The sequence below is a fragment of the Thermoplasma volcanium GSS1 genome, assembly GCF_000011185.1.
GTDB classification, from domain to species: Archaea; Thermoplasmatota; Thermoplasmata; order Thermoplasmatales; family Thermoplasmataceae; genus Thermoplasma; species Thermoplasma volcanium.
In genome coordinates this window covers 89,347-109,390 of the sequence record NC_002689.2, presented here as the reverse complement: position 1 = coordinate 109,390, position 20,044 = coordinate 89,347, and the positions used below count along the sequence as shown (strand labels likewise).

General features: G+C 41.7%; 17 protein-coding genes and 1 CRISPR repeat array (1 of these 18 cut by a window edge). Of the genes, 15 read left to right on the top strand and 2 right to left on the bottom strand.

Going from position 1 to position 20,044, the window contains the following annotated elements:
- A CRISPR array of direct repeats spans window positions 1–203; the repeat unit is 28 nt; unit sequence GTTTAAGATGTACTAGTTAGTATGGAAG; it reaches 1,049 nt to the left of the window's first position.
- 320 nt (window positions 204–523) lie between these two features.
- The 6 genes from TVG_RS00540 to lpdA all read left to right on the top strand — a co-directional run bounded on the left by TVG_RS00540 (window position 524) and on the right by lpdA (window position 6,770).
- Complete coding sequence (locus TVG_RS00540) at window positions 524–1,201, top strand: DUF3834 domain-containing protein (protein ID WP_010916360.1); 678 nt, start codon at window positions 524–526, stop codon at window positions 1,199–1,201.
- Between the two features lie 4 nt (window positions 1,202–1,205).
- Window positions 1,206–2,081: a type II methionyl aminopeptidase gene (map, locus tag TVG_RS00535; RefSeq protein WP_010916359.1), complete on the top strand. Its 876-nt coding sequence runs from the start codon at window positions 1,206–1,208 to the stop codon at window positions 2,079–2,081.
- Window positions 2,082–2,280: 199 nt separating this feature from the next.
- Entirely contained in the window at window positions 2,281–3,294 is a 1,014-nt protein-coding gene (locus tag TVG_RS00530; protein WP_010916358.1) for a thiamine pyrophosphate-dependent dehydrogenase E1 component subunit alpha, read from the top strand.
- Window positions 3,291–4,250 carry an alpha-ketoacid dehydrogenase subunit beta gene (locus TVG_RS00525; RefSeq protein WP_010916357.1) on the top strand — a complete coding sequence of 320 codons (960 nt, stop codon included), beginning with the start codon at window positions 3,291–3,293 and terminating at the stop codon, window positions 4,248–4,250. Before TVG_RS00530 ends, TVG_RS00525 begins: the two co-directional genes overlap by 4 nt.
- On the top strand, window positions 4,250–5,458 hold the full coding sequence (locus tag TVG_RS00520; protein ID WP_010916356.1) for a dihydrolipoamide acetyltransferase family protein: 1,209 nt from the start codon (window positions 4,250–4,252) through the stop codon (window positions 5,456–5,458). The genes TVG_RS00525 and TVG_RS00520 overlap by 1 nt, the downstream gene beginning before the upstream one ends.
- 1 nt (window position 5,459) lies before the next feature.
- Window positions 5,460–6,770, top strand: a complete 1,311-nt coding sequence (gene lpdA / locus TVG_RS00515; RefSeq protein WP_010916355.1) for a dihydrolipoyl dehydrogenase — start codon at window positions 5,460–5,462, stop codon at window positions 6,768–6,770.
- Here lpdA and TVG_RS00510 read toward each other — a convergent pair.
- Window positions 6,765–7,307: a cob(I)yrinic acid a,c-diamide adenosyltransferase gene (locus TVG_RS00510; protein ID WP_010916354.1), complete on the bottom strand. Its 543-nt coding sequence runs from the start codon at window positions 7,305–7,307 to the stop codon at window positions 6,765–6,767. The two genes, lpdA and TVG_RS00510, sit on opposite strands and share 6 nt — an antisense overlap.
- A gap of 244 nt (window positions 7,308–7,551) precedes the next feature.
- Here TVG_RS00510 and TVG_RS00505 point away from each other — a divergent pair, with 244 nt between their 5' ends.
- The 5 genes from TVG_RS00505 to TVG_RS00485 all read left to right on the top strand — a co-directional run bounded on the left by TVG_RS00505 (window position 7,552) and on the right by TVG_RS00485 (window position 13,321).
- Window positions 7,552–8,580, top strand: a complete 1,029-nt coding sequence (locus TVG_RS00505; protein ID WP_010916353.1) for an NAD-binding protein — start codon at window positions 7,552–7,554, stop codon at window positions 8,578–8,580.
- A gap of 40 nt (window positions 8,581–8,620) precedes the next feature.
- Window positions 8,621–9,259: a 2-phosphosulfolactate phosphatase family protein gene (locus TVG_RS00500; RefSeq protein WP_010916352.1), complete on the top strand. Its 639-nt coding sequence runs from the start codon at window positions 8,621–8,623 to the stop codon at window positions 9,257–9,259.
- A 34-nt stretch (window positions 9,260–9,293) separates the two neighbouring features.
- Window positions 9,294–10,262 carry a glycosyltransferase family 2 protein gene (locus TVG_RS00495; protein WP_010916351.1) on the top strand — a complete coding sequence of 323 codons (969 nt, stop codon included), beginning with the start codon at window positions 9,294–9,296 and terminating at the stop codon, window positions 10,260–10,262.
- 208 nt (window positions 10,263–10,470) lie between these two features.
- A complete protein-coding gene (locus tag TVG_RS00490) occupies window positions 10,471–12,249 on the top strand; it encodes a chloride channel protein (RefSeq protein ID WP_010916350.1) in 1,779 nt (592 codons plus the stop codon).
- Between the two features lie 298 nt (window positions 12,250–12,547).
- Window positions 12,548–13,321, top strand: a complete 774-nt coding sequence (locus TVG_RS00485; protein ID WP_010916349.1) for an MBL fold metallo-hydrolase — start codon at window positions 12,548–12,550, stop codon at window positions 13,319–13,321.
- 17 nt (window positions 13,322–13,338) lie between these two features.
- On the opposite strand, the gene TVG_RS00480 is transcribed toward TVG_RS00485, so the two are convergent.
- Window positions 13,339–15,642 (bottom strand): adenosylcobalamin-dependent ribonucleoside-diphosphate reductase, encoded by a 2,304-nt coding sequence (locus tag TVG_RS00480; protein WP_010916348.1) that lies wholly within the window; start codon window positions 15,640–15,642, stop codon window positions 13,339–13,341.
- 209 nt (window positions 15,643–15,851) lie between these two features.
- Here TVG_RS00480 and ftcD point away from each other — a divergent pair, with 209 nt between their 5' ends.
- The 4 genes from ftcD (at window position 15,852) to TVG_RS00460 (ending at window position 20,000) form a co-directional block, all read left to right on the top strand.
- Window positions 15,852–16,760 (top strand): glutamate formimidoyltransferase, encoded by a 909-nt coding sequence (gene ftcD / locus TVG_RS00475; protein ID WP_010916347.1) that lies wholly within the window; start codon window positions 15,852–15,854, stop codon window positions 16,758–16,760.
- An 83-nt stretch (window positions 16,761–16,843) separates the two neighbouring features.
- Window positions 16,844–17,458, top strand: a complete 615-nt coding sequence (locus TVG_RS00470; protein ID WP_010916346.1) for a cyclodeaminase/cyclohydrolase family protein — start codon at window positions 16,844–16,846, stop codon at window positions 17,456–17,458.
- Complete coding sequence (locus TVG_RS00465; protein WP_010916345.1) at window positions 17,455–19,065, top strand: formate--tetrahydrofolate ligase; 1,611 nt, start codon at window positions 17,455–17,457, stop codon at window positions 19,063–19,065. Before TVG_RS00470 ends, TVG_RS00465 begins: the two co-directional genes overlap by 4 nt.
- 80 nt (window positions 19,066–19,145) lie before the next feature.
- Window positions 19,146–20,000: an Mrp/NBP35 family ATP-binding protein gene (locus TVG_RS00460; RefSeq protein WP_010916344.1), complete on the top strand. Its 855-nt coding sequence runs from the start codon at window positions 19,146–19,148 to the stop codon at window positions 19,998–20,000.
- Window positions 20,001–20,044 lie beyond the last annotated feature (44 nt).

Here is a 20,044-nt window from a genome sequence, read left to right as displayed (position 1 = left end):
TTGACGAAGTCCCGCTTTATAAAAGATCTGAATTAAAGGAGTTTAAGATGTACTAGTTAGTATGGAAGTGGATAAAGCTATCCCCCTAGTGTCCACATTTGTAAGAGTTTAAGATGTACTAGTTAGTATGGAAGCCTTCATTTCGATCCAGCTAACATCGTCTCTTTTCTGAATAGTTTAAGATGTACTAGTTAGTATGGAAATATAGGAAATATTTACGTGACATATCTGTATTTCTCTACATCGGATCAATTTGTATATTATTATAATTATAAAATGGTGCATATGTCCTTACGTATGAAAGGCCACTAGCAACGCCAACTATGGCATATGAAGAAAGAGGAGATTTAAATATTAAAAAAATAAATATAAAGGAACTAATTTCGGTATATCACAAGTAATTTTGCAGCCTAACAACCTAATATTGGGAAAAGCGTTTCTTTTTACCTACTACATTCCTTTGTCTCATCTTTATTATTTAACATTGAAGGAAACGTATTTAACGTATTTCGGATAAACCACTATGGACGTAGGCATGCCATTTGCAGGCCCGGTTTCTTTTCCGCTACTTGTGATAGAAGAGGAGCTGCCCTTCAGGATACACAACATTTGTTCCGAAACGGGGAAATTCGATGTCGTGTTGGATTCCATAACAAATATGCCAAAGTATGGTTTAAAAATATTTGCAGGCGTAAGGATAGACATGTACTCTATTCTTGGAGACGAATCCTCTGGACGGATATACACACTTAGAAAGGGTACTCTCGCTGACTTTAACGCCAGAATACTGGCTTATTACGATAAGGCCCAGGTAATAAATGCAGACGGAGACACCTGCATAAAGATGGCTAATGAAGGCTATTCAGCACTTGTGGGAAACGAAATTTCTATAGGGAAGAGCTTTAGGAATAGGATGAAAGAACTTGGACTTGACCTGCCTTCATGCGCCATGGCTTCTACGAGAAGGATAGATGAGGTTATTGAAGCATACGAACAGGGTATAGATTTTATAAAAAATAACCATGAAAGGGCTGCAGAGATCATATCAAAAAAATCAGGATACTACAGCGAAGAGGTCATGAAGAAGATAATAGGTATCTACGGGCACGAAGTGACTAAGAAAAGGGCTGAATTAGTAGGATCGAGGGAACTTTATTCTCGCGTAGTACCAGAATTGAATGATATCGAAATAATAGGGTGATAGTTTGGATGAAGATGTAAAGAGGAAATATATTGAAGCTGGAAGAATAGGACGAGAGGCGCTAGAACTAGCCAGAACACTTATAGAGCCAGGGACAAAGCTGCTCGATGTAGCTGAAGCTATGGAAAAATTTGTAATTGAACAGGGAGCTAAGCCTGCATTTCCAGTTAACCTGTCAATCAACAACGATGCAGCACACTACACCCCAGCATCTGGCGACAAGAAGGTCTTTAAGACAGGCGACGTCGTTAAGGTCGATTTTGGGGCGCACATAGACGGTTATATGTCCGATACTGCCATAACCCTTGAGGTCGGAGAATCTGGAAAGCATTCGGATCTTATCGATGCTACACGTGAAGCACTCGATGCAGCTATTTCCCTGGTCAGGCCTATGAGGAGCGTCAACGAGATAGGGGGAAGGATTGCGGATGTCATTGGATCTTTTGGCTTCAAACCAGTAAGAAATCTTGGTGGACATGGAGTAGAAAGGTACGATCTGCACGCAACACTATTTATTCCAAACTACGATGACGGAAACGTTGTAAGGTTGCAGCCAGATCACGCCATTGCAATTGAACCATTTGCATCGACCGGAATAGGGATGATACACTCAGGCCCGCCTGGAAACATATACATACTTGATGCACCGAAGGTAAGAGAAGATGAGGTAATTTACAAGAATTTCAGAACGCTCCCATTCGCTGAACGCTGGCTCGCTGGTCTAGTTGAAGACCATAAAACGTATTTGAAATCGATGGTCTCCAGCAGAGAAGTTTCACCATTTCCGATACTTAGAGAACACAACAACACCCTGATATCACAGGCTGAACATACTATACTTGTACTCAATGATGAAATTATCGTGACGACGAGAAAATAAAATTATAGTTGTGCTATATTTTATTTATATTACATTAATAATCATTATATATTACTACTTTAAAATGAATAATAATAAATACTGAATAGTCATTATTATACGTGCAGAGCAGGATAAAACCACGCATTGGTGCTAAAGATGTCCTCGACATTTATCATAATAGTTGTTCTGCTCGCACAGTTCTTGAAAAGGTGTCAATATGACTGAAGTTTTAGATCAGGACCAGAAGAGCCTGTACGTCAAAGGCTTTACTTCTATGGTTCTCGGGCGGTTGTTTGACAAAAAGGTTATCACAGCACAGAGGCAGGGCCTCGTTGGCTTCTATACCCCTATGATGGGACAGGAGGCAACACAGGCAGGGGCGGCCATGGCACTCTCAAAGCAGGATCTTGTCTACGGATACTACCGGGACGTTACTCTCCTCATATACCTTGGATATCCAATTGAAAAGATATTCGACCAGATAATGGGAAATGCAGAGGATACCTCCAAGGGGAGGCAAATGCCTAGCCATTACAGCGCTAAGGCCGTTAATTTTATGTCAGTACCGAGCCCGGTAGCAACAAACCTTCCACTTGCAGTAGGTGCTGCATACGCTAAGAAATATAGAAAGGAGGATGGCATTGTAATTACCAGCTTCGGAGATGGAGGCACTTCAACGCCTGATTTCCATGCAGCCATGAATTTCGCTTCAGTGTACGATCTGCCTGTCGTTTTTCTCTGTGAGAATAACGGCTGGGCTATATCGTTCCCTGTAGAGAGGCAGACTAAGGCTGAAATCTACAAAAAGGCTGAAGCGTACGGCATGAAGGGTGTTTACGTTGATGGAAACGACTTCATAAAAACTTACAATGCCGTAAAGGAGGCTGTTGAATACGCAAGATCAGGAAATCCGATACTTGTCGAGGCCAGGAGCTATAGGATGGGCCCCCACTCAACTTCTGACGATCCAAGCAAGTACAGGCAAAATGAGGTAAAGGAGGGGGACGAGAACGATCCCCTTGTAATAGCAGAAAAGGCAGTTATCTCTAAAGGAATATTAAGCCAGTCAGAAGTTAACAGGATAAAGGATGAATCTAGAAAGATGATAGACGAAAAGTTTGAAGAGAGGCTTAAAATACCAGCCCCAGACCCTTCAACGTTGTTTGATGATGTATACTCCGAGACCACATGGGTTATTGAAGAAGAGAGGGGTGATATATTACGCAGATGAACATTGTTCAGGCGCTTAACAACGCAATGGATATAAAGATGGCCGAGGACAATGATGTTGTTGTACTCGGGGAAGATGTTGGAAAGGACGGAGGAGTCTTCAGAGTTACAGATGGGCTCCTCGCCAAGTATGGTCCAGAGAGAGTCATTGATACTCCTCTCACAGAACTCGGCATAGTGGGAATGGCAATAGGCATGGCTGTCAACGGTTTAAAGCCGATACCTGAGATCCAGTTCCAGGACTTCATTTACACCGCAATGGATCAAATAATAAATCAGATGGCAAAGATAAGGTACAGATCTGGTGGAGATTACACAGTGCCGCTTGTCCTTAGGACTCCTGTTGGAGGCGGGATAAAAGGTGGCCTTTACCATTCACAGAGCGGCGAAACTTATTTCGCCCACACAGCTGGGCTTACCGTTGTTTCACCTTCCAACCCCTATGACGCTAAGGGCCTCCTGATATCTTCAATAGAATCACCAGACCCTGTTATATTCCTTGAACCAAAGAGGCTTTACAGGTCGCAGAAGGCCGATGTACCAGAAGATAAGTATACCGTGCCTCTGCGCAAGGCAAATCTGCTTAGAGAAGGCAACAGCGTCACACTAGTAACTTACGGGTCCATGGTTCCTACTGTGCTGAGCACAGTAGACAAGAATGGTATAGATGCGGATGTCGTTGATCTACGAACAATAGCGCCACTCGATAAGGACACTATAATCTCTTCCGTTAAGAAGACCGGTAGGGTTGTTATCGTACATGAGGCACCGCGTACCCTCGGTGTCGGTGCAGAGGTCTCGGCCATGATATCCGAGAGGGCAATAGAATACCTTTACGCACCCATACTGAGGATTACCGGCCCAGATACTCCGTTCCCATACAGGCTGGAAGATTACTATCTCCCCAACGAACAAAGGATAATGGCTGCTATAAAGAAAGTGATGGAATACAGGTGATGTTTTTGTACGAATTTAAGCTTCCAGACATAGGAGAAGGCGTAACTGAAGGCGAAATAGTTAAATGGGACGTTGCTGAAGGTGATGAAGTAAAAAAGGATCAGGACCTTGTAGAGGTAATGACTGACAAAGTCACCGTTAAAATACCATCCCCCGTAAATGGCAAGATCTCTAAGATACTCTACAAAGAGGGGCAAGTTGTTCCTGTCGGCTCCACATTGGTCCAGATAGATACAGGCGAAGAGACCTCACAGCAAACTATGGCAGAAGAACATGCCGAATTAAAGCCGCAGACTACGGCAGCGCAGCAGATCGCAATTGAAACGGTGCCAGCAGGGAAAGTTCTTGCCAGTCCTGCTGTTAGGAGAATTGCCAGGGAGAATGGCATAGACCTAGCTAAGGTAAAAGGGACTGGCGATAACGGCAGAGTTACGTTGGACGATCTCGATGCATACATGAGAGGCGAAACTAAGGCCAAGGCCCCAGAAAAACCCATAGAGGCTGCAAAGCCGGCAGAAGTACCGCCTGTGCAAAGATCACCGGGCAGAGAAGAGATACTGGAGATGCACGGACTCAGGCGCATAATATTCGACAAGATGACAAAGGCAAAGCAGATCATGCCTCATTTCACCGTAGTAGAAAAGGTGGATGTTACAGGCATGATATCCATAATAGAATCAGCAAAATCCAGCGGAAAAAAGGTGACTATTACTGGATACATAGCAAGGATAGTACCAATTGTGCTGAAACAGTATCCATACCTGAACGCAATATACGATGAAGCGAACAGGAGATACCTTATAAAGAAATACTATAATATTGGTATAGCTGTAGATACTCCTGATGGGCTCAACGTATTTGTTGTTAAAGACGCAGACAGAAAGAGCATGTACGAGATTACCGCAGAAATAACGGATAAAGCTGAGCGGGCCAGGAATAATCAGCTTAAGATCGATGAGGTGCAGGATTCGACCTTTACAATAACAAATGTAGGCACAATAGGCGGAGTGCTTTCTACGCCAATAATAAACTATCCTGAAGTTGCTATACTTGGCGTACACAGGGTAATGGATGAAAATGGGAAAAAGATAATGTATCTATCGCTTTCTTGCGACCATAGGCTGATCGATGGAGCTGTTGCTACAAGGTTCATTATGGATCTCAAAAAAATTATTGAGGATCCTAACTCTTTGATATACGAGATGTAATATGTACGACGCAGTTGTACTTGGGGCTGGGCCAGGTGGATACGCTGCGGCCATTAGGCTTGGCCAAAGAAAAAAGAAGGTAGCCATAATAGAGAAGGACAAGATAGGAGGCGAGTGCCTAAACTATGGCTGCATACCATCTAAGGCGATCATCGAGCTTGCTAATTCAATAAATTACCTAAAGGAGATGCCCGGAGTATCGATTAATTACAATGTAGACATGAAAAAATGGCAGGAATGGAAATGGTCCATGATTAACAAGCTTACAGGTGGCGTTGAACTTCTCCTTAAGGCGTATGGCGTTGACATCTTCAGAGGCACAGGATACATACAAGACAAGAACCACGTGAAAGTCAACGATAAGGTTCTTGAGACAGATAGCCTTGTCATAGCTACTGGTTCTAAGCCTGTTTCAATCAACGGGATAAATGATGTGATGTATAACCGCGAAGTCTTAGATCTCGACCATATACCCTCTTCGATTGTTATAATTGGCGGAGGATACATCGGTGTTGAAATAGGAATAGCTCTAGCTAAGCTCGGAAGCAAGGTGACCATAGTTGAGATGATGCCATCAATACTGCCTGGTACGGATAATGAGCTAGTAAGGCACGTAGTAAGGAGGATGTCGCAGTTAGGCATAAACGTAATAACAGGGAGAAAGGTTTTATCTACTGCGAAAAACGGGGAAGTCACTGTTAAATTAGATGATGGACAAGAACTACGCGCCGAAAAGGTGCTCATGACTGTTGGGAGGATCCCAAATACTGAAGGATTCGGACTGGAGAATCTGAAGCTAGCCATGGATGGCCGCTTCATAAAGACCGATTCCAGGAAGATGACGAGTGTGAAAGGAGTTTACGCGATAGGTGATGTTTCAGGACAGCCTATGCTTGCACACAAGGCATACTATGAGGCAGATATCGCTGCGGACAATATATGCGGCATAGATAGCGAAGTTGATTACAGGGCCATGCCCTACGTTATATATTCAGATCCGGAAATAGCCTATACTGGCGTGAAGGGAGCAAAGTCCACAAGGTTTCCTGTCGCTGCAAACGGTAGGTCACTAACAATGAATGAAAACATAGGCACCTTCAACATATACTATGATGAAAAAGGCATAGTGACGGGCGCAGGAATCGCAGCACCTCATGCGAGCGAGCTAATCTCAGAGATATCGCTTGCCGTTGAATCAGGGCTAATGGCAATGGATATAGGTTTAACTATACACCCGCATCCGACCGTTTCAGAAGGCGTTAAGGAGAGCGCAGAAGAGGTTTACGGTAAGCCATTGCACTTCAAATTATGACCCATCTTTTGGCAGATGGATGGGCCATATTTTTTCCTCCACATTCTGCCTTTTGTTGGATACCATCGCGATCATAAATAGGAGTGAGGAAAGCCTATTTGCGTATATGAGTACATTTTTGTTGATATCAGTATAATGGTTGGCAAAAACTATCCTTCTCTCCAACCGCCTTGAAACAGTCCTTGCTATATGTACAGATGTAGCTTCAAGTGTTCCACCCGGGATTACAAATAGCTCTATTTTACCTATTTCTTTCCGAAGTACGTTTACCCTATCTTCGAGGTAGTCGATCATTTCGCGGGTTACAACCCTTCCTTTGCCGCCAGTTGAAACATCTTCTCCTAGTACGAATAGATCGTTCTGGATCTTAAATAGATCTTTTCTTATGTCTTCCCACTTCGTTAGAACTAATGCCTGACCTATAAACGCGTTCAGTTCATCTATTACGCCCTGGACTTCCACTATAGGCGAATCTTTACCCACTCGTACCCTGCTAGCAAGATCTGTTTCTCCTGTGTCTCCCCTTCTCGTAAACATTCCAAACACCTTGAATAAAGTACATTTTACTTTAATCAAACAGTCTTTACTTGTATTTGAACTTCACTTAATGATCAAAAAGCCTCGGCATAATGTTTTCGATGCAAATGTCCTTAAAATAAAAAACGTTTTATGCACGTCAGATATATTTAAAGGTGAGGCTAACTCACAGGATTGAGGTAAATAGGCTGGTAATGGTATTCGGCATAATTACTATGGTAACCGGTATCTTCTTACAAAGTCAGTGTACGTATACAGCCTAAAAATCCTGGGGAAAACGTATAAATTATCACAGAATACATTTTCGTTTCTCACTATATTCGATGGTTTTTTCTTAACATTAGGTGGCTACGGCCTCCAAGAAAAAACGAGGGCAGCCTGGTTTATCGTCACTGCTGATGCATTTCTTACATTTGCCCTCCTGATAATAAGCTATGCCCGGACTTACCATATAGTCTTTATAGGAGCCATCTTTGACTTATACCTAATTTTAACGCTTATCAAAAGACGTTCTGAATTCGTATACCCATCAAAGACTATCGGCAGGCCTGAAGTTGGCATCGCCATTCTAACGGTTCTCTTCACAATAGCGTACGGTGTTGGAGGCTCTATTCTCTCCGGAGAGCAGTTCAAGCCACCTATTAGATCGCTTGGAACGGCGCTATACTACACTGGAGAAACTGTAACAACTCTGGGCTTTGGCGATATATTACCAGTAGATCTGGAATCGCGCTTATTCACAATTTCTTTAGCGTTTCTGGGCGTTGCAATATTCTTCAGTGCCATGACAGCCTTAATAACTCCTACGATAGAGAGGAGAGTTGGTGGTTTGGTGAATAGGATGGAGAAAAGAGAGCTTATGAAGCTAAAGGACTTTGTCCTTGTTTGCGGCTATTCTCCCCTTCTGTCATCTTATCTTTTAATGCTAAAGCAGATGGGGAAGGTTATAGTGATAGTAGAGAAAGACCCTGCTATCGCAGCAAAGTTGCGGGATGACGGTTATATTGTATTGAACCAGGAGGCAGATGATCAAAACCTTTTGTCCTCATTCACCATGGACGACGCCTATAAAATAATAATTGGGCCCGAAGACGATGCATACAGCCTTATCATAGCTGCAACACTAAGGCAGGTAGCAGGGGAAAAAGCCGCTGGAAAGACCAGGGTAATAGTTTACAACACAAAAAATGTTAAAAAGTTCTCGCCGTTTGGATACGGTGTAATAGATTTACCCAAGATAGTTAGTGAAAGCCTACCCCCGAAGCAGAGTTAAGGCAAACCCTTATGTTTTCGCTAAGCTATCCACATACTGAATGATAAGAATTGCCGACGGGAGAAAAGAGGAAAATTGGTCTTCAATAAATATAATAATAGACATATTTAGATCTACAACTACGATACCAGTAATATTGTCAAGAGGAGCTCGCTACATAGTGCCATTCAAGGATGTAACCAGTGCACTTAACTTCAAAAGGAAAAACAAGAATGTTGTGCTTATCGGCGAGAAATATGGGATAAAACCCCCTTTCTTTGATTATGACAACTCGCCTGCACAAATAATTAACGCGGATTTAGAGGGAAAAATTATTGCGTTTACCTCAACAAATGGCATGTACGTACTCTCTCGAATAAAAAGAGGGAGGATACTCTTCTCTTCTCTTGTAAATATGAGTGCAACCATTAAAAAAGTAAAGGGCAAAGACGACATTCTTGTAGTCCCCTCAAACAGGCCTATTGGAAAGGCAGTTGAAGATAATATATTCGCTGAAATGCTTAAACTGGCGCTTGAGGGCAAAAATTACGATAGGGAAATTTTAGTAAATAGGATAAGGGAAACAAAGGAAAACACTGTAGTGTCAATTAGCACTCAAGATCTTGAGATATGCCTGAAATTAGATTTACTTGATTGCGTGCCAGAGTATATTGAGGGAAAGATAGTAAACGATCCTTAAATAAGGCAGACTGAATTGTCCTGTGCTGAGTTGAATGTTGCTTTCAGTGATTATCACAGCACAGGGAAGAAAAGGTTACGTGATGCAAGCAGTACGCTCAGTACTTTCACAAAATATCCCTAAAGAAGATTTTGAGATAATAGTATCAAAAGACTTTAAAGATGACGTAATCGATGAGTTCCTTGACGGCAGGGCCATTGTACTAAACGAGAACCATATACGATCTGGATCAAGGGTAGCTTCCGCTGTTCTCCAGTCCTCAGGAAAAATACTTGTCTTTCTTGATGACGATGACTTATTTTATCCGGGGAAACTAAGAGAGGTAAAGATAGTATTTTCAGAGATGGGCGTAGACTACTTCAAGAACTCCGTAAAACCGGTGGCAGAAAGTGGTGATACGGTATCGTATTATCAGCCAGCTATTAAGTCCGATATATTTGTTAAGGAACCAAATGAACAGGATATCAGGAAATTATTAAAGTTGAGGGCAGGCTTCAACAGCTCATCCATATCCTTAAAGAAGGATATTCTAGTAGGATATCTCGATGTTCTATCAAAGATAAACCTTGCAGTAGATTCATTTTATTTTTTTCTCTACATGTCCCATTCTAGGCCTATATATTACAGTAAGAAAACACTATCACTTTACCGAGTGCTATCTAAAAGCACGTCAAGAGATGTAAGGAACATTAATGCCTACGCAGAATTCAAGTCAAAGTTCTATGAACTTTACTCGAGGGACTTCGAGACCATATCTGAAATGGCTTCTGATGGCCCATGTTCTAAACTAGCCAAAACAGAATTTCATTTGCAAATGGCATACAAATGGATTTTCAATACATACCGCAAAGAAGAAAGACCAAGGATGTTGCATACCCTCGCCTCTTCGATTTATTCGCATGACCCATTTATTGCCTTGCCATGGCCGTCATTTATGAAAAAAATTGTACAGAGGCGTGAATATTTTAGAGAAAAGAAACTGCTTTCCGAAAACACAGAATAAATATGGGAAGAGATCTCTTTTGTTGTGTATTTGCAAAGTATATCTGTTTGGATCATATTCACTATTTCTCATATGCGCGTATAATATCGCTCCCTCTCCCCGATAATTTTAGACATATGCTTCATTGATCTTACTAGGGTTAGAAAATGCTGTTTCGATGCAATGAATAAATAAAAATTTTTCTATTTCTATTACATACAGCTAATTAATGGAAAAAATGAAAAAAATGTTCAATCTATCACGCTTACCTTATTTTGAAAAATGGTTTATAATGGGTCTTATAATTGGTGTAATATCTGGGCTTGGTGCACTTGCATTTTATTTTGCGATAAAACTTTTTGAATATCTTTTCCTTACTCATATGGTAGGAGCCACCATCCCACATCCTGTGGGTGAAGGCGGATCTCTGGCTTTCACTTATTATGTAAGGCGCTTCTACCTCATACCTGTATCAACAGCCCTCGGTGGCCTTTTTTCTGGACTTATCGTTTATACATTTGCACCAGAGGCAGAGGGTCATGGAACAGATGCGGCTATAAGAGCATTCCACAACGAACAGGGCAAAATAAGGAGGAGAATACCAGTAGTAAAAACGATTGCCTCAGCCATAACTATAGGGTCTGGTGGAAGTGCAGGGAGGGAAGGCCCAACTGCGCAGATATCTGCTGGGTTAGGATCACTGATAGCAGACCTTTTTGGTCTGAGCGATGCGGATAGGAGGATAGCTGTTGCCGTTGGGATAGGATCTGGCATAGGAACAATATTCAAGACCCCCATTGGCGGCACTATGCTGGGCGCTGAGATCCTTTACAAAAGAGATCTAGAAACACAGGCAATTTATCCATCATTGGTTGCTAATGCGGTTGGTTACTCGATATTCGCTTCTGTGGTCGGTTTCGAGCCGATATTTGGTTACTATACGGCTTCATTTCAGGTTATAAGGATACCTTACTATATGGTTTTAGGTGTAATCTCAGGACTGTTTGCTATATTCTATGTTAAATCATTTTACGGAACAGTAGCATTTTTTAAGAAATTAAAAATTAGTAACTACTACAAGCCAATTATTGGAGGAGGGCTTACAGGAATAATAGCACTCTTTTTCCCGGAAATCATGGCTACTGGCTACGGGTGGGTTAATCTCCTCATGAATCAAAAGCTGGGAGAAATACCGACATTCGGAATCCCTTTGCTTTTAGTGCTTATCCTGCTACCTTTCATAAAGGTAATTGCGACATCATTTACTGTTGGCTCAGGAGGAAGTGGAGGTGTCTACGCACCCGGAATTTTCATAGGGGCAGCTCTCGGTACTGTGGTCGCCATTGGATTCCACTATCTGACACCCAGTATAGTTCCGACCATAACTCCTTTCGTGATAATAGGTATGATCTCTTTCTTTGGATCAGCTGGAAAGGTGCCCCTCTCAGTGATACTTATGGTAGTCGAGATGACCGGCAGTTTACAGCTACTTCCAGGCGCTATGATAGCCACGTTCATAGCATACATAATATCTGGGAAATATAGCATATACCACAACCAGGTCGATACAAGGCGTGATTCGCCTGCACATTTCGGAGAATATAATACACCTCTGCTACTCAATATAAAGCTGAGCGATGTGAAATGTAGAGATATAAGCGTTAGTGATGACGATGATGTGGAACATGCTAAAACTGTTATGATAGACCATGGTTTGGCCTCAATACCTGTAGTTGTTTACGGAAAACTTATTGGTGCTCTTTATCTGTTCGACATAGCGGAGATAACTACAGGAAAAGTTCGCGAATACATGCGTGCTGGAATTACATATTTAAGGCCAACAAGTACAGCAGAGGAGGCTTGGGAAGTTATGATGAGGAATAAAACTACCTGGTGCCCAATAGTCTATGAAGGGAAGTTTAAGGGGATTGTTACCTTAAACGATATTTTAGATGCCTATGAAGCAGATATTTCTAAAATAATGCGAGTCTCGTCTGAGTTTGAATAATTGTTACTTATGGTAATTGCTATCAATTTATGATTCAATGAACATCATTTTTCTATCGATCTCAGGTAGTGAAAAAATATGGGATGTACGATTTGATTTTATAATAAGTAGATTATTAATCTATTCTTTTATAAACGTAATATATGCATGGATAGATAATGATTTCTTTATTGCTATGTTAATGTACATGTTTGAAACTCAATATGAAGCAATACCATATCTATAAGAGTTTCAAAGAAAGAAAAAAACAGACATTTATATTTGATAATGTATACTCTATTTCAAAGGCTTGCAAACAATGACCGCTTATAATAACAATGCGATTTACTTTAAAAATATAGCTAGTGGCAGCAAAGGCAACTCGACATTCATTTGGGATGCCCACGATCTCATTGTTATAGACTTTGGAATCACTATGAAAAAATTTAAAGAAGCCATTTCAGAACTTACTCTTGGCGGCCTAAATAAATCGATATTCATCAGCCACGAACATGCCGATCATGTATCCGGTATCAGGTCTGTAAAAAAAGTAGATGGCGCTGATGTGTACACAAGACCGGCGACTGCCGAAGCCGCTAATATCAAAGCATATGAAATAGATAACGAGGTAGTAATAGGGAATTTCGAAATATTGGCTTTTGACGTACCACATGACGCAGCCGACCCGGTGGCATTCACAGTGAAATGGAAAGACCTCAAGATATCCGTTGTATCTGATCTAGGTACAGTAACTGAAAACGTCATCTCAAATATAAGAGATTCAGATATTCTTGCATTTGAATCCAACCATGACGTCAGCATGCTTAAGACTGGTCGATATCCAGCTTCACTTAAGAGGAGGATCCTTAGCCAGCACGGACATCTGTCCAATGAACAGTCGGCTGAAGCTATATCTAAAGCAATCAACGAAAGCACTGAGATTGTCTTAACACACCTTAGCCAAGAAAATAATAAGCCAGAAATAGCACTAAATGAAGTAAAAAGCTACCTAAAAAACAGGGATATAAAATATAAAGATGTTGAATGCGCAGATCAGTATGTTGGCAGCAGCTTGAAATCACTTAAAACATAAAAATGAGAGTTTTTTGTTTATTTGTCGCATTTTCCTGTTGGGCATGCAGGATCGAAGGTCGAATCTATTTTAAGATATTTGTCAGGCATCTTCGTTACTAGCTCTATTACCTCTTTCTCCTCCGTTTTTTTCGTCTCCGTTGTCCCGGCTGTAAGTACCTGTACAGTCTTACTCTTGTCTCTGTACACAGTTATACCTTTGCAGTGAAGATCCTTTGCCATCCTATAGGCTTTGGCTATGTCCTCCCTTGTAGCATCACTTTTCATGTTTATAGTCTTGGAAACGCCTGAATCACAGTATCTCTGGAACGTTGCCTGCATAAGTACATGCCACTGCGGATCTACTTCGTGAGCTGTGACGAAGATCTTCTTTATTTCTTCGTTTATCTCGATATTTTCCAGGTTTCCTGTTTCAGCGACTTTTCTCATAAGCTCCTCGGAGTATAGACCAAGGCTTCTAGTCTTCTCTTCGAACAGTGGGTTGACTTCTAGCAGTTCTTGTCCATTTAGTACATGTCTTACAAAGGCAAGTGCAAATATTGGCTCAATAGAGGAAGAGCATCCAGCGATTATAGATATGGTACCTGTAGGGGCTATGGTAGTTGTAGTTGAATTTCTCATCTTTATGCCTTCCTTCTCCCACTCAGAACCATACCAAGCTGGGAATACTCCACGCTCCTCTGCAAGATGTTGCGAGGCTTTATGGCTTTCTTCGTTTATGAAGCTCATAACTTTTTCAGCTATTTCCAAGGCCTCCCAGCTGTTGTAAGGCACTTCGAGCTTTATCAACAGGTCTGCGAAGCCCATAACGCCTAGACCGATCTTGCGTGTCATCCTGGTTACTTTCTTTATCTGCTCTACTGGAAACTTGTTAGCATCTATGACATCATCTAAAAAGCGAGTTGCCAGCCAGACGGTTTCCCTTAATCTATCGTAATCTATATCCTTTCCATTTACATACTTCGACAGGTTTATAGATCCAAGATTGCAAGACTCGTAAGGTAACAGGGGCTGTTCCCCACAAGGATTTGTTGATTCGATATCCCCAACGTTCTTGACGGGGTTTTTCCTGTTTATCTCGTCTAAGAATATAAGCCCTGGATCCGCTGTCTTCCAAGCCTGGTCAATTATTGCATCCCATAATTCCTTTGCTTTTATTCTTTTCGTTACCTTCTTTGTCCTTGGATTTATGAGATCAACGTAATCGTCATTGTCCAACTTCTCAAAAAATTCATCTGTAACGCCAACAGATATATTGAAGTTGCTAAGCACTTTATTTTCAGAGTCCTTGCTTAACACGAATTCCATTATGTCAGGGTGGTTGTAGTTCAGTATCCCCATATTTGCCCCGCGACGCTTGCCGCCCTGCTTTATGACATCAGTCGTTACATCGAATATCTTCATGAAAGACACCGGCCCGGACGCAACCCCCTTTGTTGAACCGACTATGTCGTCCTTCGGCCTTAGCCTGGAAAAAGAAAATCCGGTACCGCCACCAGACTTGTGTATGAGTGCAGTGTTTTTCAAGGTTTCAAAAATATCCTCTATACTGTCACCTACAGGAAGAACAAAGCATGCAGAGAGTTGCCCCAATTTCGTACCGGCATTCATAAGAGTTGGAGAATTTGGAACAAAATCCAAGGAAGACATCATCTCCTCAAACTTGTTTATGTAAAGATGCGCTGACGTTCCTTTGGTCGACAAAAAGTCCATGAATTCCTCGAAGGTGCCTTCCATTATTCCATCTTCTTTCATGTAATTAAAAGCCCTTCTGAGGACCTCTTCCTGAGTTAAGGATACTTTGCCGATCTTTTCTGCGTTTTCTGGTATTTTCCCTGTTTTTTTGTATTCCATAAAATCATATAGCGCCTCAATTATACCTATATGTGAAGCTACACGCCTGAACATCTGCCTAGGTGTCTCTATTATCTTTCCGTCTTCATCCTTAAGCAGATATCTTGCTTCCAGTACCTTCACAGCGTTCAGTGTCAATTTCAGATCGTCTTTTACTCCTAGGCTTTCCTTTTCCTCTCTTATAGCTCTCCTCTTTTCCCTGTAAAGTATGTATGACTTTGCAACGTCTGTAAATATTTTACCCTCAATCTTTGATGTCATGAGGACGTCTTCTACTATATCCTGTATCTGCTCGACTGTAGGCCTTTCAATGTTCTTTAGCCTTTCAACGACCTTGTCAGCGAGTGTTTCAGCATCTCTCATGCTACCATTCTTTACAGACAGCATGGCCTTGTATATGGCCATAGCAATTTTTCCCTTCTCGAATGGGACTACGGTTCCATCTCTTTTAACTACCTCTTTAACCATATTCACACCGTGAGTTTTGTTTTATCTTTCTAATCTTGATATATTTTTTTTGATCAGGTTTAACCATCCCTTCCTGTAACAATGCGATAAGTCATTGATTACTCTTTTGTTGCAGTTTGTGATAAAAATACGATCACATATACGATCACAATTGCGATCACATTTATGGTTCAGCGATGGCTTTATTCGTTTACAGAGTATAACAAGTCATGACTCTTATAGAATGTGTACCAAATTTCAGCGAAGGAAGAGACAAGTCCAAGGTAGATCAGATTAAATCCGCTATATCTGCAATTCCAACTGTAAGAATACTTGATGTGGAAATGGATAGCAACCATAATAGAAGCGTCATAACATTTGTATGCGATGATGGCAAAGCTGTAGAAGCAGCGTTTGCTGGAATTAAGAAAGCTGCTGAACTCATAGATATGGACAAGCATACAGGAGAGCACCCAAGGTTTGGTGCAGCGGATGTCATACCGTTTGTCCCGCTCGACGATACAAAGATGTCGAGATGCGTACAGCTTGCTAGAGAATTAGGAAAACGTGTAGGTGATGAGTTAAACATACCTGTATTTCTGTACGCAGAAGCCGCAACGAGGCCAGAGCGAGCAGATCTTGCTGCCATAAGAAACAAGAGCTTTCAGTATGAACAATTAAAGGGAGCAATTAAAGAAGAAAAGTGGAAACCGGACTTCGGTCCTTCTGAAGTTGGAAAGGCTGGTGCATCGATTATAGGGGCAAGGGATTTCCTTATTGCATACAATGTGAATCTTAACATATCTGATGTTGAGATTGGCAAAAAAATAGCGAGCGCACTGCGAGCCAGAGATGGCGGTTTAACTTTTGTAAAAGCACTAGCATTCTATTTGAAAGACAGGAACATAGTCCAAATATCTATGAATTTAACTAACTTCCGCAAGACTCCCATATACAGAGCGTACGAACTAGTTAAACTTGAAGCTTCAAGGTACGGTGCGTATCCCATCGAAAGTGAGATTGTTGGCCTTGTCCCTGAGCAGGCGCTAATAGACGCAGCTAAGTTTTACCTGCAGCTCAATGGGTTCGATGAACACAATTTAATAGAGAGGAAGATAAACGAAAATGTTTCTGAATAGAAATGCATATATTTGTAATGGCAAGTAATATCATTATTTTTTAACACGCTTAAATTTAAGTCATTCGTACCAATTAAGGTAATATGGAGAGTTATAACAACTTTATCGAAAGGCTAGCAAGCCCCTCTCCAGCACCAGGCGGCGGAGCTGCCAGCGCATTCGTTTCAATAGTTGCTTCAGCCCTTATATCTATGGTATCGCAGATTACTATGGGAAAGAAAGGTTATGAACAGTACGAAGATGAGATGAAGGAGATAATTAGTGAGAACTCTAAAATAAAGGAAGAACTAGAGAAACTAATAGAGGAGGATGAGGAAGCCTTCAATTCAATAATGGCCGCCATAAAGATGCCGAAGATCACCGAAGAGGAGAAGAAAGAGCGTGAAAAGAAATTACAATCTGCCCTTAGACATGGGATAGAGGTTCCTTGGCGTATAGCCGCTAGATCCTTTGACTTGTTGAAATTATCAGAAAAGCTTGTAGAACACGGAAATAAAAACGCAGTTACAGATGCAGGATCGGCAGCATCAATTTTACATTCAGCCATAGAAGCGGCACTTTACAACGTAAAAATAAACCTCAAAAGCGTGAAAGACCAAGAATATGTTTCAGATCAAAAAATGAAGATAAAGCTCTTCCTGGAAAACTCTGATGAGGTTTATGAACGTATCAAGAAGAAGTTGGAGGCGATGTTATGAGGGATATTGAAGAAATTTTGCATGAGATGGGTTTATCAAAAGATGACTACGAGCTTTATGGCAGATACATGGCTAAGTTGTCCCTTAACCTTCAAGAAGTGAATAAAAAGAAGGCTAAGTTGATACTTGTAACAGCCATGACGCCTACGGCTGCAGGCGAAGGAAAGACCACGACAACCATTGGCCTCGGCCAGGCATTCAAAAAACTTGGAAAGAACGTAGCCATAGCTATCAGGGAGCCTTCTCTTGGCCCGTGCTTCGGTATAAAGGGTGGAGCTACCGGCGGAGGTAAATCTAAAGTAGAACCAAGCGACAGGATAAATTTGCTCTTTACAGGCGACTTCCCCGCCATAAGCGCAGCTCATAACTTACTTTCGGCAATGATAAATAACCACATATACCATGGAAACGAGCTAAACCTAGATCCGAAGAGGATAACGTTCCCAAGGACAATTGACATGAACGACAGATCCCTAAGGAGCATAGTTGTAGGCGTTGGCCCAAGAGATATGGGTGCTATAGCAAACGACAACTTCGTTATAACGCCTGCTAGCGAGGTAATGGCAATAACTGGCTTGTCCTTAAACTATAAAGACTTGAAAGAAAAGCTGTCTAGGATACTAGCTGGCTTCACAGTAAAGAACAAACCAGTATTCGCTGCGGACTTAAAAGCGGAAGGATCAATGGCAGCTTTACTTAGGGACGCACTAAAACCAAATCTTGTGCAGACAACAGAAGGAGTACCTGCATTCGTGCACACCGGACCTTTCGGAAACATAGCACATGGAACGTCAAGCATAGTTGCAGACAGAATTGCAATGAATCTCTTTGATTACGTCATAACAGAGGCGGGTTTCGGATCGGATCTCGGCGCAGAGAAGTTTTTCAATATAGTATCTAGGATAGGTAATTTGCCTATCAATGCGGTTGTTCTTGTCGCCACAATAAGAGCTCTGAAACTTCATGGTGGAAGCAAGAAACAGGGCGAGGATGTAGAAGCTGTGAAAGAAGGTTCAAAGAATCTACTAAGGCACGTTGCAAATATAAGAAAGTTTGGTGTAGAACCTGTCGTAGCTCTAAACAAATTCCCGACAGATACAGAAAACGAGATAATGGCAATAGGCGAGATACTGGATTCGCACGGCATAAAGTGGGCGCTGTCTGAAGTATTTGAAAAAGGTGGTGAAGGCGGCATAGAACTCGCAAACAAGGTGCTTTCATCGATCGGTGATTACCAGATCAAGAGGACATACGAAGTAAGGGAAGATCTAAAGACAAAGATCGAAAAAATTGCTGTGAACGTATACGGAGCGGATGGTGTCATTTTTGAGAAAAAAGCACTCAACGATCTTAAGAAAGCTGAAGAGATAATGAATGATCCGTATGTTTGTATGGCTAAAACTCAGTACTCTTTCAGTGATGATGCCTCCCTTCTCAACGATCCGCATGGCTTCAAAGTAAGGGTCCAATCGGTAAACATATCCTCTGGTGCAGGTTTTGTTGTGCCAATACTAGGGGAAATAATGACTATGCCGGGCCTGCCAAAGAGGCCTGCTGCTGAAAACATTGATTTGGCAGAAGATGGAGAAATAACAGGGTTATTCTAAACCCTGAATATCTTTTTAGCTGCTAAAATTGTACGCATTTTTGCCATAAAGAGATAAATATTAACTCACGATAGTGAATTATGGCAAAGGGAACTATCAAAACAAACACACCACCGCCAGCACCAGTCGTAGGACCACCCGGCAAATCGGCAAAATACAGGGTTAAGCATACAATAACTGTGATGAGCGGCAAAGGTGGTGTGGGTAAATCTACAGTCGCAGTAAACTTAGCGGTTTCGTTAGCTAAGAAGGGACTTAAAGTTGGCTTAATAGATGCGGATATAAACGGACCAGATGATCCAAAACTGCTTGGAGTGGAAGATCTAAAGCTCTATGCTGATGATGATGGGATAATTCCAGCCGAAACAAAATACGGGGTAAAAGTAGTCTCAATGGGTTTTCTCCTTCCTTCACAGGATACTCCTGTAATATGGAGAGGATCCCTTATGCACAAGGCAATTCAGCAGTTCCTTGAAGACGTATCATGGAAAGATACGGATTATGTCGTACTAGATATGCCACCAGGTACAGGGGATGTCGCACTTAGTGTTGCACAGCTTGTCCCTGAGTCAAACGGAGTCGTAATAGTAGTGACGCCGCAGGATGTGGCCCTGCTTGACGCCAAGAAAGCGATTAACTTTGCTAGGCAGTTAAAGCTCCCAATATTTGGCATAATAGAAAACATGAGCGGTTTTGTCTGCCCACACTGTGGCAACGTAACGTACATATTTAAGGAGGGGGGAGGCGAAAAATCAGCAAAAGAATACAACGTTCCGTTCCTTGGCAAGATACCCCTAGTGCCAGAAATAGCAGATAACGGTGACAAAGGAATACCAGCAGTTGAAATAAATGATACAATAAAAAGTATATTTAACGATATCGCTGATAAGATACTGAAACAGATCCTCGGGGAAAACGTTAAAACCGAGGCATAACACTTTTTATATTTATTATAAATTTTAATTGATCCTTCGCTATA

Coding starts and splice junctions, on each gene's coding strand:
- TVG_RS00540 (WP_010916360.1), top strand. CDS start 524: ATGGACGTAGGCATGCCATTTGCAGGCCCGGTTTCTTTTCCGCTACTT.
- TVG_RS00530 (WP_010916358.1), top strand. CDS start 2,281: ATGACTGAAGTTTTAGATCAGGACCAGAAGAGCCTGTACGTCAAAGGC.
- TVG_RS00525 (WP_010916357.1), top strand. CDS start 3,291: ATGAACATTGTTCAGGCGCTTAACAACGCAATGGATATAAAGATGGCC.
- TVG_RS00520 (WP_010916356.1), top strand. CDS start 4,250: ATGTTTTTGTACGAATTTAAGCTTCCAGACATAGGAGAAGGCGTAACT.
- lpdA (WP_010916355.1), top strand. CDS start 5,460: ATGTACGACGCAGTTGTACTTGGGGCTGGGCCAGGTGGATACGCTGCG.
- TVG_RS00510 (WP_010916354.1), bottom strand. CDS start 7,307: ATGTTTACGAGAAGGGGAGACACAGGAGAAACAGATCTTGCTAGCAGG.
- TVG_RS00500 (WP_010916352.1), top strand. CDS start 8,621: ATGATAAGAATTGCCGACGGGAGAAAAGAGGAAAATTGGTCTTCAATA.
- TVG_RS00495 (WP_010916351.1), top strand. CDS start 9,294: ATGTTGCTTTCAGTGATTATCACAGCACAGGGAAGAAAAGGTTACGTG.
- TVG_RS00490 (WP_010916350.1), top strand. CDS start 10,471: ATGGAAAAAATGAAAAAAATGTTCAATCTATCACGCTTACCTTATTTT.
- TVG_RS00485 (WP_010916349.1), top strand. CDS start 12,548: ATGACCGCTTATAATAACAATGCGATTTACTTTAAAAATATAGCTAGT.
- TVG_RS00480 (WP_010916348.1), bottom strand. CDS start 15,642: ATGGTTAAAGAGGTAGTTAAAAGAGATGGAACCGTAGTCCCATTCGAG.
- ftcD (WP_010916347.1), top strand. CDS start 15,852: ATGACTCTTATAGAATGTGTACCAAATTTCAGCGAAGGAAGAGACAAG.
- TVG_RS00470 (WP_010916346.1), top strand. CDS start 16,844: ATGGAGAGTTATAACAACTTTATCGAAAGGCTAGCAAGCCCCTCTCCA.
- TVG_RS00465 (WP_010916345.1), top strand. CDS start 17,455: ATGAGGGATATTGAAGAAATTTTGCATGAGATGGGTTTATCAAAAGAT.
- TVG_RS00460 (WP_010916344.1), top strand. CDS start 19,146: ATGGCAAAGGGAACTATCAAAACAAACACACCACCGCCAGCACCAGTC.